Below are 15,866 nucleotides of genomic sequence, written 5' to 3' on the forward strand. Positions count from 1 at the left end.
ATTATAAAGGGATTTATAAGTAAAAAAGCGGAATGGAGGATGGTTATGGTTTATATTGCTCTTCTTAGAGGGATTAATGTGGGTGGAAATAATAAAATTGACATGAAGCTGCTTAAACAAACGTTTGAACAAGTCGGGATGAAAGATGTGTTGACATACATCAATACAGGGAATATTATTTTTTCATACAATGGTCTGTCAAAAACTGAACTATCACGTCTATTGGAAGAAGCGATACATAATGATTTCGGATTACAAATTAAAGTAGTAGTTCGAAGTATCGATGATGTCAGAGAAATCATTAACGTAATTCCAGACACATGGAAAAATGATAAAGACATGAAAAGCGATGTCATGTTTTTATGGGATGAAATTGATGATGAATCTGCACTTGGAAATTTGGTCATTAAACCAAATATCGACAAGGTAAAATATGCCCCTGGTGCGATCCTATGGTCGGTTGACAAGAAAAATCTAACCAAAAGCGGTATGTCGAGGATCGTTGGATCAAAAATATACAAACAAGTTACGGTAAGAAATGTCAACACCGTTCGTAAGATATATGAACTAATGCAAGCTCAAACCAATTCATAATTCGTGAATTATCGAAGGAAGAAAGGTTTAATAAGAAAAGTAATTTCACAAAAGGATGTGAAGAAAGCAGCTTGATCATCAAGCTGCTTTTCAACATTTAGCAGCAAATTCTTCTCTCAAAATCGAGTAAATCTTCACATCCCAATGCTTTCCTTTGCCATACACTGCTTTTCTCAATACCCCCTCAAACATCATACCTGCTTTCTCCATCACTCTTGCTGAACCGATGTTTTCTACTAAACATTTTGCCTGAATCCGTTCTAAGTCCATATGGTTAAAACCAAATTTAATAACTTCTTTGGCAGCTTCCGTGACAATTCCTTTGCCCCAAAAGTCTTGAGAAATCACAAAGCCGATTTCTGCAATATGTTGATGTGTATCCCATGAGACAAAATCAATCGTACCTATCATCTTTTGCTTTTCCTTCAACTCGATTGCCCACGGAGCAAGGTAATTACATTCATATCTATTAAGGATATATTCGACAAACGCTAGTGTTTCATCTAAAGATTTGTGGGTTTCCCATGTTACATATTTGGATACTTCCTCGTTAGAGCCATAGGCATAGATATCATGAACATCACCCAATGATACCTGTCGTAATAATAATCGCTCGGTTTCCAATAGGGGAAACTCACTGCATATATCTTCTACTTCCATCGTTACACTACCTTTCATCGCTATCGCTCACATACCATCATATGGTTGCCGTCAAGATCCTTAAAATTGAAAAAATGACCAAATTGAATATCCGAGAGTAATTCTACTCCTTTGCTTTCCATATACTGATAGGATTCTTCAATATTATCTGTATCAAAATGGAAGGCAGGTGTTTTCAGAATGGTTTCCTCTCGGTAGATTTTACTGTCCAATACCACATTTAATCCGTCTAATTCGATAACATAAAGGTGTCCTCCGGGAAAGTCATCATGAGGTTCTTTGTCCAGTAAATCACAGTACCAGTCACGAGCTTTCTCAATATTCTTCACGGGAATAAATACAGCAGTAATTTTGTTGTTTAATGGATTCATAGATACAGCTCCTCTATTTTGTAAGCTTTGGTAATATAACCATATTATGATGCAGGAAACTAGTCAATGCTAAATAATACTTTTTTAATACTGTTGTCAGTTAGTATGTTAAAATAGCATGCAAAAGGAGGCTATTCCAATGAATTACGGTACACTTAGTCAACATAATGGACGATACTCTCTAACATTTGAATGTGAATTCCCACTTTCTCCGGAAAAATTATTTGATACCCTAATTGATCCGGCTTTCTTTACCCAATGGTATCCATTCGCAACGGCAGAAATGGATGTAGAAGTCGGCGGTAAGCTGAAGTTTGATGATGGGGAAGGTTCTGTGTACGAAGGAGAAATCATCGAGTTAGAAGCACCAAACACTTTTGTTTTCAAAGAGATAGACGATTTGCTTGATATGCGGATAACGGAAAAAGAAAATGGCTGTCTTTTTACATTTAAGCATTCCTTCGATGACGCCTCTATGGCGATGTACATGGCAGCAGGCTGGCATCGTTGTCTTGAAGTATTACAGCAACTTGTTTACGGTGAACCAGTAGAGTGGAAAGATAATGCCGAAGAGTTGCGTGTTTACTATAAAGAAGCCTTTGAAAAAGGTGAACAGTGAGCCCAAATTCAATTTGGTCTCTTTTTTTACTTGATTATTATCATAAGTGATATTAATATTAAAAGTAATAATAATGATAAAGGGTGATACACATGAAAAATTGGAAGAAACTTTTGCATCCTGTTCGCATGGAAATCATTCAAGCGTTAGTAGGAGGCAAGCAATTAACTCCATCTCAACTTTCTCAATACCTGCCCAATATTCCCCACGCCACATTGTACCGGCATATTAATTATCTTCATGACTTAGGGATGATCACCGTCAAGGAAGAGATTCAAAAGAGAGGGACAGTCGAAAGAGTCTATAGTTTGGCTACAGAAATGGAAAGCACCACCCCAGAAGATTTGAGTGCAATGTCCAAGGATGAGCACTTAGATTTATTCACCCAATTTATTTCAAACATTGTACATGATTTTGGAAGATACCTAGAACGTGAAAATTTTAATCTTTTAGAAGACGGGGTTAGCTACCGGCAGGCAGTGTATTATCTGTCAGATGCTGAATTTCAGGACATGATTCATGAATTACGAAGCGTCTATGAGAAATATCAAGGATTAGAGCCAAGTGAAGAGCGTACTAAACGGAAGGTCACCACTATCATTTTACCGGAAAAAGGAGATGAGTGAGATGAAAGAAATCAAGATCAAAAGTAGTGTAACACTGACAGGTACTTTAACGAGGCCAGAGAAAAATGATCAGCATATAGCAATTGTAATGATTCCAGGTTCAGGGAAAGTTGATCGTAATGGTAATGCAGACAAAAAAGGAATGGATTTTAACATTTATCAGGAGTTGTCTGATTTTCTTGTCAGTTTAGGCTATACAACAGTTCGCTATGACAAGCGAGGAGTGGGAAAGAGTGAAGGTGATCTCCTACGCACAGGTTTACATGATGCAATAGAAGACGTGCAAGCTGCAGTTCAGTATATTAAAAATGATCTACCTATCATTGATAAAGTGTTGTTGTTAGGACATAGTGAAGGAACAATGATTGCGACAGCTGTTGCTACTCAAGTTGATGTAGGTGGCGTCATTTTGTTAGCTGGTGGTGGTGAAACGTTGGAAGAAGCAACGAAACGCCAACGTGAACTTACATTCCAGGCATTAAAAGAGAAGAAGAATTTCACAGGCTGGCTATTTCGAAGATTCCGCTTGGCTGAAAAGGCAGAAAAGAAAAATCAACGACTATTCAATAAAATCAAACAATCCGATAAAGAAGTTATCCGGGTCCAATTGATACCATTTCCCGCAAAATGGTTACGTGAACACTTTACTTATGATTTAATGGCAGATTTAAAGCAACTAACTTGCCCTGTACTAGCAATTACAGGTAAAGCTGATTATCAATCCGATTACCAAAAATTGGAACGAGTTGCAGAACTGATTTCATCAGATACAGAATGTCATACGATCGAAACAATGGACCACATGTTGAAAGAAGAGACAGATGAAGTAAATATGCTAGAAATACAAAAAGTATATCAAAAAAATCGTAACAAACCACTGCATCCAGAGATGAAAGAGATTTTGGAGAACTGGTTACAGAATAACTAAGTCTAATGACAGTCATAGAGAGTAATAGCGTTTGAAAATGTTTATAGAGAGAAGCAAGAGAAAATGTCATTAAAATGTTTGCTGGTCAAGATTTTAAGATCTTTACCGAAAGAAAACGGAGTAAATAATAACACCCAAAATGATGAGTAGAATAAGTATTCCAGTACTTTTCCAACTTACACTTCCAACTAAATCAGGGAGTCCACTACCATGAATACTACCAGAAGGATTCCCTTTTAATTCTTCTTGTCTCATTTTTTCTCTTCTTCTTTCAGGAGATTCTTTTTCATCAATCATGCTAACACTCCTTTATTAAAATTTAGCATTTTATTTATCTCGATGGTCAAGATAGATCTATTCAATAAACGAATCGTGAGGCAGAATGGCGTGCACTCCTTTAGTTCCATTAACAATTTGAGTAATTCTCATATTTACTGTCAAACTAGCTAGAGTATAAGCTTCCTTACGACTGAAACAATACAGCTCTTGCATAAGATCTAGCATGCTTTCAAGTGCAATAAAACAAGCTTCATCAAGGTCTTCGTGAAAGCCAAATGTAATCCAACCTGCCGGGGTATGGGCACGAGGCATAGATAAATGTAAGTCATCTTTAAGTGTAAAAGTTAAGTCTACAACATCCATTGGGCATTCAATCGCCTGGGTGCTAACTTCACCATCACCTTGTAATGCATGGCCATCACCAACTGAGAACAGTCCCTCAGAAACAGGAATTGGGAGATATAAAATACTTCCTTCCACTAGCTCTTTACAATCCATGTTCCCACCACAAAATCTTGGTGGTATAGTTGAATGAATTCCAGGTTCGTTAGGAGGCATACCCACCGTCCCCATGAATGGTGATAAAGGCACTCGATGATTCACTTGACTAGTCCCAATCATCTTTATAGTATCCAATTCCCAGTTTAAGTGGTATTGATCTTGTTCTGCTAAGCCGAGTCGTTTTTTGACTTGCTTGGAACCACCTGCAAAACTCCATCCCCATGAAGATGGGCGTATTTCATTCATTTTAATCATCAGAACCATTCCAGGTCTAGCACCTTTAATAGCTATTGGACCACAGAGAGCATGGCCACTGTTTCCTTTTAACTCTTTTGTCTCAAAAATTCGTCGAGTACCAGTTGATTTATAAGGTTCTAATCCCCATAATGCATCTAGAGTAGAATAACGAACGGAATCACCTGAGTTTATGGTTAAAATAGGTGTGAGATGTTTTGAAAAAGAGCCATGAAGAGTCTGTTTTTTAGGTTCTATATGGTAGGTAGTCATGTGACTAGCTCCTTTAATAAATTTGGTATCTATGAAATGTATCCACTATTGTAAAACTTATTTTAAAAATAAGATATCCAATCATGACACTTAACACATTTCACTTGTCTATGCTTTTTGTATCTCACTCAGTTCTTCACAATACCCTAGAATTATCTTAACACAAATTTGGAGCTGATCCTAAAAAATCCCAACTCAATTAAATGAAAAATAGCATACCAATCACCAACGTGACTGGTATGCCATTTCTTATAGCAAACTACTTTTCCTAGATTCTAAATCGGCTCACTTTGTCTTGTAATTCTTGTGCCATTTCTGCTAACACTTTGGTAGCGGCAGATACTTCTTGGATAGAGGCCGTTTGTTCCTCCGTGGCACTAGCCACTTCCTGAGAGTGATGAGCAGTTTTTTCTGTAATGGAAGATACATGATTCATGGATGTAACTAGTATCTGGTTATTGTCTTTCATTTGATTCAGAGAAGTTGTTACTTCATTCATTCGTCCCTGGACATCTGAGACAACTTTTGTAATATTCCCAAATGCATCACTTGCTTCCGACACAAGAGAAGAACCTTGTTTAACTGCTTGATTTCCTACTTCCATTGATTCTACCGCTTGACCAGTTGTTTGTTGCATCACCGCAATTAAGTCATTGATCTGACGTGCGGACTGACCGGATTCTTCTGCTAATTTTCTAACTTCATCAGCTACAACGGCAAAGCCTTTTCCATGTTCACCAGCCCGTGCCGCTTCAATTGCTGCGTTAAGTGCAAGTAAATTGGTTTGCTCTGCAATATCTGTTATCATATCGACAATTTTATTAATTTCTAGGGAATGTTTATTTAAACCTTCGATTACTTGACCAGTATCTTCCGTATTTCGGTTGATGATTGCCATCTGTTCGATCACACGTTTAACGGTATCCATTCCTTGCTCAGATTGTATAGAAGCTTGACTGGAAGAATCAGTCGCACGTGTAATACGAGTGGATATAGATCCAATGTCTTCTGAAATTTGTGCCACATTTTGATTAGACTGATCAACATTTTTAAGTTGTTTTTCAGATCCATCAGAGACTTCTTGAATTGTATTAGCGATTTGTTCGGTAGCTGTTGATGTTTCATCTGCATTAGCACTTAGTTGCTCAGCAGAAGCAGCCACACTTTGGGCTGTATCTAATACATTGGCAATCAATTCTTTTAGATCTTGATTCATGCGGACAAAACTATTATGTAACTGTCCAATTTCATCTTTCCGTGCTGTTTCCGCTATCGATCTGGTAAGATCACCTTTGGAAATAGCGTCAGCATGATCGGTAAGTGTATAAATTGGTTTTACGATCCGGTTTGTCGTAATAAAAGAAAAGCTGCCTGTTCCTAGTAGTAACACTATTCCTGAGATAATCGTGAACAAGATGATCGAATCAATCTTTGTTTCTAGTTCTTGTTGTGCTGTTTGGTAGTTTTCATCTACGATTAATTGTAATAAGTGGATATCGTTTTGAATGCCCCTAGTTCTAATCGATTGTTTTTTAGCGTCTGCTGCATCTTTTTCATCTAAAGCTACAGTGATGTCATTTTCTAATGCTTGTAATTTTTCTTCAATCTGGCGTAATTGATCTTCTGCTCTTTCGGTATTTGCTAATTCCTCTAAAATATTGGAACTTTTCTGTAAGCTTATTCGAACAGACTCTGCATCTGCATCTGTTTTGTTTAGAGAAAAACTACTTAAGCCTTGCTCGACCGATATTATCGCACTATTTAGTTTTTCGACATCCACAAGTAGCTCGACATTGTCGTTATTGGAAGAATGAATTTGTGTCATTTGATATGCGATAAATCCAATAATGATACAAGCGATAGTCAAAGGTAATAGAGAGTTTAATCTTAATTTTCGCTTTAAATTCATGTGTGTCATCCTTTCTCCTTATTCGTTCACTGTAATCTCATTAGAGTTGATATCGTCTTTTAGTTCGTTTAGCTGACTGTCCTCATCTGATGTGAGAGAAAGAACACGAATAGGAGCTAATCCAACCCCGTCATCACTTAAACCTAATTCCAGGTTTTCGCTTGTAAGTTCACCATTTTCAACAAGGTCGGTTGCCAATGTGTACATTGCAACATCAATATTTTTTAACATAGACGTTACAACCGTATCTTCACCTAAGTAATATTGATCAGAATCGACACCAAATGAATAAATTCCTTCTTCTTGTGCTTGCTTGATTACCCCAACTCCTGTGAAACCTGCTGATGGATAAATATAATCCGCACCTTCTTCGATTAACTCAGCTGCAATTTCTTCACCAAGCTGATCATCACCAAAGTCTCCTGCAAACTGATCTAATACGGTTGCATCAGGATTTGTAGCAGCAACACCTTGTTTATAGCCGTTTAAAAATTTCTGGATAAGTGGGGTATCTTCACCGCCAACAAATCCGACGATATCGGATTCTGTCTTCATACCGGCAATAGCACCGATCAGAAAACTCCCTTCATGTTCCTTAAAGGTTACACTTGTGACATTTGGTAAATCTATCACACTATCAACAATAACGAACTGTTGATCAGGATATTCTTCGGCAACTTTCATTAAATCTTCTTCAATCATATATCCAAGACCGATAATCAAGTCATTGTCTTCCTCCATTAATTGGGTTAAACCAGTTTGATAGTCTCCGACATCTGCCAATTCACGATAATCAAAAAGTATCCCTAATTCATCACGTGCTTGTTCTAAACCGTAGAAGGCAGAGTCACTGAATGACTGGTCACCAAGTCCGACGTCCGACAACATAACGCCAATTTTAACCTTGTCATCAATAGTAGATGATTGGCTTTGCTCTGAACATCCTGCCATCACCATAATAAGAGACAAAAATAATACGAAAGTCCAATTCTTCATTTGTTAACCTCCATGATGTTTGAATTATTAAATATGTCAAAAAAGGTATTTATACCTAAAGTAACATTATCTAAAATAACATACTTTTTACTCATTATTCTATTGTTTTGAAGCATTTATAATAGAATATATACATGTAAACGTTTTTTTTGAATAAAAAAAAGGAAAGTGCAATCACTTTCCTACTGGGAAAAATCATTTAAGTTTCATCTAGGGAAAATCTCAAACTTACTTAATTCTCGTACAACACGTGAAATGGGTAAACCAACTACATTATAATAGTCGCCAATAATCCCTTTTACAAACATGGCACCGACACTTTGAATTCCGTAGCCACCAGCTTTATCATAAGGTTCATCTGTTTCGACATATGAAATGATCTCTTCTTCTGTTAACGGCCAGAATTCTACCGTCGTGCTTTCAACAAAGACAATCTCTTGATCTGAAGAACGCAGCATCACACCAGTATAAACTTCATGTTTATGACCACTCATAGCTTCGATCATTTTGAAGGCTGCCTGCTTAGCTGTCGGTTTTTCGAAAATGTTTTGTTGCAAAGAAACCACCGTATCTGCAGAAAGAATTACTTCGTCTTTATCTTGAATAGGTACATCCCTTCCTTTTAACATAGCGAGCTGTTTAACCTTTTCTGCTGGATCCGTTACCGTAATTTGTGATTCATCGACTTCAGGCTTTCGTATGGTAAAAGGTATATGTACTTGCCGTAATAATTCTTGTCTTCTTGGAGAGGAAGAAGCTAAGATTAGATTCATGACAATGCTCCTTTTTTGATAATGGTTTGTCCTTATCATAATTCCTTGAAAAGTAAATAGCAACTTTACATGCATGGTACAATATTTGTTAAAAGAGTTGCGAGGGGGAGGATAAGAGTGGAGAAAGATCGATACATAAAAGGGTTTCGTTTATTTATTCTTATAGCACTAATTATTAGTTTATTTCTTAATGTGATGATGTTTTCCAAAATAAATAAGGTGGAAGATGATATTCTTATTCTGACAGATAATCAATCAATGTTAAGCAATAATGTGAACAGTCAGTCTGGCATGATTCGGCAGGAATTGGATCAATTTATCGAGCAACAAAGCTGGATCAGTCCAATCACAATGGAAACAGATGAGAAACAATTAGCAAATGGCAGTATGGATGTGATCTTTTCATGGCAACTAAAGGAATTTCATCAAGATGCAGAAGTTATGTTTCATTATAAATATGGCGAAGCAAATGAATTCACGGAGATACCAGCGAATGAAGAGACAGAAGGGATGTTTCAGGTACAAATTCCAGTTGAAATGGAATTAAAACCAGAATGGCAGGTAAGCGTTCATGAATCGAGTGGAAATTCTAATTCATCCAGTCAGGTAGAAGTCAGCGAACAATCTAAGGAATCTGTAAAAGAAGATCCAGGAAATCATATAAGCTTTTTTGTGTCAGTTTCTCATGATGGCATGGTAAAGCATAGTGAAAAGCAATCGGAACATTTAGACTACTTAGGAACGAATAATTATGGTTCGTTGTTTAGTGATGTAAATTTAAATGAAGATGAAGTGAGGCTACATGTTTACTATCACAATGTAGCCAATCAGGAAAATATCGTTGAAGAAGTAAATCTATTTAAATATCAAAATGATACACTTATTGAAGAAGAGCAATTTACACTAAGAAATGTAGATATGAGAGACAGACCGTTTGATATCGACCCATTTGAACAATATGACAATATGCGGTTAGTTATTGAAGTGGAATACACAGACGGAACGGTTTTTGAGAAACAAGTTTATTCAAATGAGGTGGAATAGATGAGAGAATTACAGACTTATATGAAAACATATCATGAAGAAATGAATTGGAAAATCAGCGATGACCATTTTGAAGAAACAAAATCTTCGTTATTAATTAATTACATGCTGTTTTCGACAGAGGTGGCAGAAGTAGCAGAAGAATTAAGAAAGGCATTTAATCAAACGAATGAACTGATCAATCAAGGAAAAAGTGAAGCAGAAGCCTTTGAAATAGCGAAAGCAAAGATAAAAGAAGACATGGGAAAAGAACTGGCGGATTGTCTTGCCTATATGACGAAGTTTGCTAATTATTTTGAGATTGATATGGAGGAAGCATTCTATAGTAAGATGGAGGAAGTGAAACAGAGGAAAAATAAGGATGTTGGTATATGGAAGTAAATATAGGATAATAAAGCTAACGCAAACATCTCTCGTCTTCATAGGGGTGTGTATGTATTAGCTTTTTTTATTTAAATGATTAACTTTACAACAAAGTAAATAAAATGGTGATAATTACTATAAAAACAATTATTTAATTAACAATAAAGGAAATCATCTTCGGATTATAGTAGGTAATTAGGATTATTTTTACTGTAAATAATTAACATGGTTAATAAATAATGGTACAATGCGTTTTAAATAAGTGTGCCGTTTATATTAAATGAAATTGTAAGCGCATACTTAATTAAAATGTTAAGGAGTGAAGTAGATGAATTTAAAAAGTTATTTGAAGGTATTGTTGTTTGTTTTGGTTTTATTGGGAACTTCTGGTGTATCTGTATCGGCAGCATTTTGGGAAATGGATGAACATCCGATGATTCATGATCCTTCCATGATCAGGGAGGGAAATACTTGGTGGACCTTTGGAACTGGAGAAGAAAATGGAAATGGAATAAGGGTTATATACTCTCAAGATGGGTTGAATTGGAATGAAGCTCCAGTAGTATTTCCTGAACCTTTAAGCTGGTGGAGGGAGTATGTTCCAAATCATACAAGTGCACAATGGGCTCCTGATATCCAATATTATAATGGGCGTTATTGGTTATATTACTCTGTATCTTCTTTTGGTTCTAATCAATCCTTAATCGGACTGCTTTCAACAGACAGTATCGCATCAGGTAATTGGCGAGATGACGGATTGGTCGTTCATTCAACCACGGCAGATAATTATAATGCCATTGACGGTGATTTAGTCATTGATGAATATGGTAATCCTTGGTTATCCTTTGGTTCGTATTGGAGTGGGATAAAACTTACTAGATTAGATGCTAATACGATGAAACCGACAGGACAGCTTTATTCTATTGCGGCAAGACCTAATCATCCGGAAGGTGCAATTGAAGCACCTAGTATTACGTATAAAGACGGTTATTATTACTTATTTGTTTCATTTGATAAATGTTGTAGTGGTCTGGATAGTACGTATAAAGTTGCTGTTGGTCGTTCCCCTAACATAACAGGTCCATATGTAGATAAATTAGGTCAGGATATGCTAAATGGCGGAGGAACCATCTTTGATAGTGGTAATGACAAGTGGATTGGCCCTGGACACCAGGATGTATATGATAATAATGTGTTTATACGTCATGCATATGACGCAGACAGTAACGGGTTACCACGATTATTGATCAATGATTTATATTGGGATAGCCAAGGCTGGCCGACATACTAAAATATAGGGTCTTTTCCTTTTATGCTGTTTTAAAAAAGAATATTAGGGAAAAATACAAGTAAGTAAACCATGTTGGAGGGCTAAGAATGACAGATCATCAACAACTGCCACAGGATAAGGGATTAGACCATACTTTAGAGTTGCTTAAAGAAGGTTATTATTTTATTATGAACCGCTCAAATAAATTTGATTCGAGGATATTCGAAACAAGGTTGCTCGGTGAGAAAGCCATTTGTTTAGTAGGCGAACAGGAAGCAAAATTGTTCTATGATAATGAAAAATTTCAGCGTAAGAATGCAGCACCTGGACGGATCCAGAAAACACTATTTGGTAAAGGTGGCGTACAAGGGTTAGATGATTTAGACCATCGTTATCGTAAAGCAATGTTTATGTCGCTTATGACGGATGATAAATTAGAGGAGATTCGAAGTTTAACTCGAGAAGAGTGGAGAAACCAATTATCTAATGAAAAGAAAGAAGTTAATGTCTATGAAGCAGCAAAGCATGTATTGACACGAATGGCATTGAGATGGACGGGAATTCCTTTTCAGAAAGAAGAAGCAGATCAATGGGTGGATGAGTTTAGTGATTTGTTTGAACATGCAGCAGATGTGGGACCGAAGCATTGGAAAGCAAGATGGTCTAGACAGAAGGCAGAAGGATGGCTGGAAGATCTCATTCAACAAGTACGTAAAGAAAAGATAGAGGTAGATAAAGATCGCGCACTATACCAATTTTCCTTGCATAAAGATCCTAAAGGTAAATTATTAAAGGCCGATATTGTTGCAGTAGAACTGTTGAATTTATTACGGCCAATCGTTGCCATTGCTGTCTATATTGACTTTACGGTGCTTGCCATGCATGATTATCCAGCAAAAGCAGAACAGGTTCGCGAAGGTAACGGCCGAGAATTCATTCAGGAAGTACGTCGTTATTATCCTTTTTTCCCTTTCACGGCAGCAAGGGTGAAACAAGACTTTCTATGGAATGATTACGAATTTAAAAAAGGAACACTCACATTACTGGATTTGTACGGCACCAATCATGATCCAGTAATATGGGAGGAGCCAAATCAGTTTAAGCCGGAGCGCTTTAAGAATTGGCAAGGTAATCCATTTGATTTTATTCCACAAGGGGGTGGTGAATTTGATATTGGTCACCGTTGTGCAGGTGAGTGGATTACAATCGATATTTTAAATGAAACGGTAAACTTTTTCAGCAAAGAGATTTCGTTTGATTTTCCTGACCAGGATTTTAGTTACAGCATGAATGATATCCCGTCTCTGCCACAAAGCAATATCATCATTACGAATGTCCAAACTCATTAAAAGGGAAGGTGCTAATGATGGGAGAGGAACGTAAAAATAAAAAAATAGAACAGAAAGAAACAGTAGATAACAAGCGAAAAAGTGTGAATGATGAGAAACGGACTGAATTGTATAAGTTTAAGGAGCAACAACTGGTCGATGATATTCCATTAAGAGATTTGGAAATTGAAGAGAAGAACCTCAGGGATAAGAAGAATAGCCAAAGTACTTCGCAATCAGAAGAAAAGTATAAAGGGAAATAGTCTTTAGCTAGAAAAAGCCGAAATCTAAAGGTGGATTTCGGCTTTTATTTCAATGCAGGTGAAACGTGTTAGCGATACTTTTCGTACTTAATAATAGATATAATTTTAGGAGGGGTTTCCTATTCGAAAGTTTTTCTATTATTTCTTAAGTACAGTGATTATAGGATGTATGATTTTCTTCGGCGCTAAATATCAGTTTTATTTAGGTGAAGAAGCTAGTCAAACCTTTGAAATGATACCTTACTTAATATTTGTAACGATATTTCCAATTTTAATCGGAATGCTTTTGCGCCTGCCAAAATTGATCATCGAAGTTAAAGACAAGAAGCGTTGGACGTTTGACTGGTTGAAGCTGGTTGCAATCGGTATTCCAGCATTATACATAGCGTTGTTACCAGTTATGCCATTTACTCTAGCTGGAACGCGTTTGTTGTTTGCAAAAGAGGTAATGTTAACGGACAATACTACATTAATAACGACAGCTGGAATAGTTTTTGGTTATGTTCTGTTGGACATTTTGAAAAAGTAATGGATGGAATATTTTGCTGAGAAATAAAGAAAACGTTTGGTTTTTTTCCAAACGTTTTCTTTAGGAAATGGTGTTAGCCATCGTTTAAAATTCTTCATATTCTGCCGGATTCTGGTCATTGATTCTGCCATCCGGTCTGGTCAGTTTCCCGATCATTTCCATATCTTCATAGTCTAATGCAAAGTCAAAGATAGAGATGTTTTCAACTTGTCTTTGTGGGGAAGTTGATTTCGGAATCGTTACAGCACCCAGTTGGTAATGCCAGCGCAAAATAACCTGTGCGACAGATTTGTTATATTTATGTGCAACGTATTGAAGAGTTTCATTCTCCATCGTATCTTTGGCACGATATAATGGACTCCATGATTCTGTGACAATACCGTGCTTTTCATGCCACTCTCTTTGTTCTTCTTGATTAAAGAAAGGATGTAATTCAATTTGATTAATGCTTGGGAGGATACCAGTTTCTTTTTCTAAACGTTCGAGATGCTCAGGTAAGAAGTTACTTACGCCAATAGAGCGAACCAATCCCCATTTCTGTGCATCAATCAATGCTTGCCATGCTTCAACATAGTGATTCTCTTTCGGATTCGGCCAGTGAATTAAATATAAATCAAAGTAATCTAAATTGGCACGAAATAATGATTCTTGAATCGCTTTGACGGCCTCATTATATTGGTGATAACGCCCCGGCAGTTTGGAGGCAACTTGTAGTTGTTCCCTAGGTATCTCTACTCTCTGGATCGCTTCGCCAACTGCTCCTTCATTTTCGTAATTATAAGCGGTATCAATTAATCGGTAACCATTCGTAATCGCACTAGCAATAGCTGATGCCCCTTGATTTCCTTTCATATTCGCTGTACCAAACCCAACGACAGGAATTTCTATACCATCATGTAATGAAACAGTAGGAACTGCATGAACCATCCAATCACTCCTCCAATAATAATTTCATTCCTATATAAGTATTACCACCAAAAATCAAAACCAACACATTTTAAACAGAAGGATATGAGGATTTTTTCTTGATTTTTAGTAAATTTTTGGTATGTTAATTATGGAGGGAATGGAATGAAAAGTAAATTAATAGGTATTATTAGCTGGGTTGTTGCTCTTGGTTTAGCTGTAGGTGTTCTTGGCTTTGCAATATTTATCGTATTTGCATTACTTTCCGAGGATGACGTGGCGAAAGAAGATGAGCCACAAGAAGAAAAGACAACGGAAGTGGATGCGGCGTCGGAAGTCAGTGAAGAAGATATCGAGGAAGAAGTACAGGAAGTGGACACAGATAACATTCAGAGTGAAATCAACTTTAGGGATACTTTACATCATATGACTCATCAAAAAGTCCATGCTGAAGATAAATGGGGGGCAGTAGAAATCACTGATGAACGAATAGAATTAATGCTCGAAACAGTAAAAAACTCTGATTTTACACATCGTGATTATTATATTGAGGCTTTAACAGCATGGCAGAACGGTGATTTCAGTAACGCGGTAGAAGTTCATAATTATATTTGGGAACTAAAAGATGGTAACGTTGGCAGAGCATTACGATTGTATAGTGAAGAGGAAGAACAACAGTATATAGAAAAATATTTTCGATAATCCGCTTATTAGACATAATGCGGATTATTTTTTTGTAGTCTAAAGTTGAGCGTGATGAGCCACGTCCAGCTTCAGCGCCCAGAAACTAGGCGACTTCACAAATCGCCCTACGATATAAGTCATCATCGGCTCGCTTTTCTCAGTGATTCCTTTATCTCAGTTGATTCTGAAGTCGCTACGTTTTTAAGCGGGCGCTCTGCGCTTTTGTTCTAAGATAAGAAAGTATATAATCCGCGGTATCATAGTATTTTGAACTATAATAAGGTGGTTATTTTGAAATGGTTAACCTGCTAGGCTATCGCTCCGGCTGCCCGCTTCCCTCCGTGGGGTTTTCCCTTCAGCTAACTTTTTCCGAGCAAAAACCGCTTGGAAAAGTGGATCTTCAGGTAAAACAGTTCCCACAGGAGTTGAAGCGTCCGGCCTCCGCTATAAAGTTGTTCTACAACGTTTGTGACCGTTATCTTTCTTTTGCACTATCTTTATTTTGGTCAATTAAAAGGACCGGGTGGGCTTCCCGGTTTTTCTTATAAAAATTGAAAAGTGGCCAGGAAAATAAGAGCAGGCTATTTTATCACGGTGCTAATCGTCCGTAAAATCTCCACTGAGGGAAGTCTCACTTTAATTAAGAAATATTTAAGAATTAATCAAGAAGGAGTTTAGATTTAACCAGTAAACTGTGCCTATAGTCAAAAGAGGGA

At 37.0% G+C, this 15,866-nt stretch carries 19 protein-coding genes; 11 read left to right on the top strand and 8 right to left on the bottom strand.

Annotated elements, in window-relative coordinates:
- The first annotated feature begins 45 nt into the window (after positions 1–45).
- Entirely contained in the window at positions 46–594 is a 549-nt protein-coding gene (locus tag GI584_RS06630; protein ID WP_153790714.1) for a DUF1697 domain-containing protein, read from the top strand.
- 90 nt (positions 595–684) lie between these two features.
- Here GI584_RS06630 and GI584_RS06635 read toward each other — a convergent pair whose 3' ends face one another.
- Together GI584_RS06635 and GI584_RS06640 are read right to left on the bottom strand one after the other, a co-directional pair.
- Positions 685–1,254 carry a GNAT family N-acetyltransferase gene (locus GI584_RS06635; protein WP_153792936.1) on the bottom strand — a complete coding sequence of 190 codons (570 nt, stop codon included), beginning with the start codon at positions 1,252–1,254 and terminating at the stop codon, positions 685–687.
- A gap of 20 nt (positions 1,255–1,274) precedes the next feature.
- Complete coding sequence (locus GI584_RS06640) at positions 1,275–1,625, bottom strand: VOC family protein (RefSeq protein ID WP_100361425.1); 351 nt, start codon at positions 1,623–1,625, stop codon at positions 1,275–1,277.
- A gap of 139 nt (positions 1,626–1,764) precedes the next feature.
- Between GI584_RS06640 and GI584_RS06645 the strand changes: the two genes are divergently transcribed.
- The 3 genes from GI584_RS06645 to GI584_RS06655 all read left to right on the top strand — a co-directional run bounded on the left by GI584_RS06645 (position 1,765) and on the right by GI584_RS06655 (position 3,798).
- Positions 1,765–2,244 (top strand): SRPBCC domain-containing protein, encoded by a 480-nt coding sequence (locus GI584_RS06645; protein WP_100361424.1) that lies wholly within the window; start codon positions 1,765–1,767, stop codon positions 2,242–2,244.
- 92 nt (positions 2,245–2,336) lie between these two features.
- Positions 2,337–2,870 (top strand): helix-turn-helix domain-containing protein, encoded by a 534-nt coding sequence (locus tag GI584_RS06650; protein ID WP_100361423.1) that lies wholly within the window; start codon positions 2,337–2,339, stop codon positions 2,868–2,870.
- A 1-nt stretch (position 2,871) separates the two neighbouring features.
- Positions 2,872–3,798: an alpha/beta hydrolase gene (locus GI584_RS06655; RefSeq protein WP_194842142.1), complete on the top strand. Its 927-nt coding sequence runs from the start codon at positions 2,872–2,874 to the stop codon at positions 3,796–3,798.
- 102 nt (positions 3,799–3,900) lie between these two features.
- Here GI584_RS06655 and GI584_RS06660 read toward each other — a convergent pair whose 3' ends face one another.
- The 5 genes from GI584_RS06660 to GI584_RS06680 all read right to left on the bottom strand — a co-directional run bounded on the left by GI584_RS06660 (position 3,901) and on the right by GI584_RS06680 (position 8,763).
- Positions 3,901–4,095 (bottom strand): DUF6366 family protein, encoded by a 195-nt coding sequence (locus tag GI584_RS06660; RefSeq protein WP_153790716.1) that lies wholly within the window; start codon positions 4,093–4,095, stop codon positions 3,901–3,903.
- A gap of 57 nt (positions 4,096–4,152) precedes the next feature.
- The gene (locus GI584_RS06665; protein WP_153790717.1) at positions 4,153–5,085 is read right to left on the bottom strand and encodes an acetamidase/formamidase family protein; all 933 of its coding nucleotides are present in this window, start codon (positions 5,083–5,085) and stop codon (positions 4,153–4,155) included.
- Between the two features lie 268 nt (positions 5,086–5,353).
- On the bottom strand, positions 5,354–6,994 hold the full coding sequence (locus GI584_RS06670; protein WP_194842143.1) for a methyl-accepting chemotaxis protein: 1,641 nt from the start codon (positions 6,992–6,994) through the stop codon (positions 5,354–5,356).
- Between the two features lie 18 nt (positions 6,995–7,012).
- Positions 7,013–7,990, bottom strand: coding sequence for a BMP family lipoprotein (locus GI584_RS06675; RefSeq protein ID WP_153790719.1), 978 nt, complete (start codon positions 7,988–7,990; stop codon positions 7,013–7,015).
- A 206-nt stretch (positions 7,991–8,196) separates the two neighbouring features.
- Positions 8,197–8,763 (bottom strand): Maf family protein, encoded by a 567-nt coding sequence (locus GI584_RS06680; RefSeq protein ID WP_100361417.1) that lies wholly within the window; start codon positions 8,761–8,763, stop codon positions 8,197–8,199.
- 117 nt (positions 8,764–8,880) lie between these two features.
- On the opposite strand from GI584_RS06680, the gene GI584_RS06685 reads away from it, so the two are divergent.
- The 6 genes from GI584_RS06685 (at position 8,881) to GI584_RS06710 (ending at position 13,560) form a co-directional block, all read left to right on the top strand.
- Positions 8,881–9,807, top strand: a complete 927-nt coding sequence (locus GI584_RS06685; RefSeq protein ID WP_153790720.1) for a hypothetical protein — start codon at positions 8,881–8,883, stop codon at positions 9,805–9,807.
- Positions 9,808–10,188: a MazG nucleotide pyrophosphohydrolase domain-containing protein gene (locus tag GI584_RS06690; RefSeq protein WP_100361415.1), complete on the top strand. Its 381-nt coding sequence runs from the start codon at positions 9,808–9,810 to the stop codon at positions 10,186–10,188. It abuts the gene before it with no gap.
- Positions 10,189–10,498: 310 nt separating this feature from the next.
- Positions 10,499–11,461 carry an arabinan endo-1,5-alpha-L-arabinosidase AbnA gene (locus GI584_RS06695; protein WP_153790721.1) on the top strand — a complete coding sequence of 321 codons (963 nt, stop codon included), beginning with the start codon at positions 10,499–10,501 and terminating at the stop codon, positions 11,459–11,461.
- Between the two features lie 86 nt (positions 11,462–11,547).
- The gene (locus GI584_RS06700; protein WP_100361413.1) at positions 11,548–12,789 is read left to right on the top strand and encodes a CYP152 family fatty-acid peroxygenase CypC; all 1,242 of its coding nucleotides are present in this window, start codon (positions 11,548–11,550) and stop codon (positions 12,787–12,789) included.
- Positions 12,790–12,803: 14 nt separating this feature from the next.
- Entirely contained in the window at positions 12,804–13,031 is a 228-nt protein-coding gene (locus GI584_RS06705) for a hypothetical protein (protein ID WP_228552357.1), read from the top strand.
- Between the two features lie 169 nt (positions 13,032–13,200).
- Positions 13,201–13,560, top strand: coding sequence for a hypothetical protein (locus GI584_RS06710; RefSeq protein ID WP_228552358.1), 360 nt, complete (start codon positions 13,201–13,203; stop codon positions 13,558–13,560).
- A gap of 84 nt (positions 13,561–13,644) precedes the next feature.
- Here the strand turns inward: GI584_RS06710 and GI584_RS06715 are convergent, their stop codons facing one another.
- Positions 13,645–14,487, bottom strand: coding sequence for an aldo/keto reductase (locus tag GI584_RS06715; RefSeq protein WP_100361410.1), 843 nt, complete (start codon positions 14,485–14,487; stop codon positions 13,645–13,647).
- 144 nt (positions 14,488–14,631) lie between these two features.
- Between GI584_RS06715 and GI584_RS06720 the strand changes: the two genes are divergently transcribed.
- Complete coding sequence (locus GI584_RS06720; protein WP_153790724.1) at positions 14,632–15,168, top strand: DUF6241 domain-containing protein; 537 nt, start codon at positions 14,632–14,634, stop codon at positions 15,166–15,168.
- The last annotated feature ends 698 nt before the right edge of the window (positions 15,169–15,866 follow it).

The sequence above is a fragment of the Gracilibacillus salitolerans genome, from assembly GCF_009650095.1.
Classification (GTDB): Bacteria; Bacillota; Bacilli; order Bacillales; family Amphibacillaceae; genus Gracilibacillus; species Gracilibacillus salitolerans.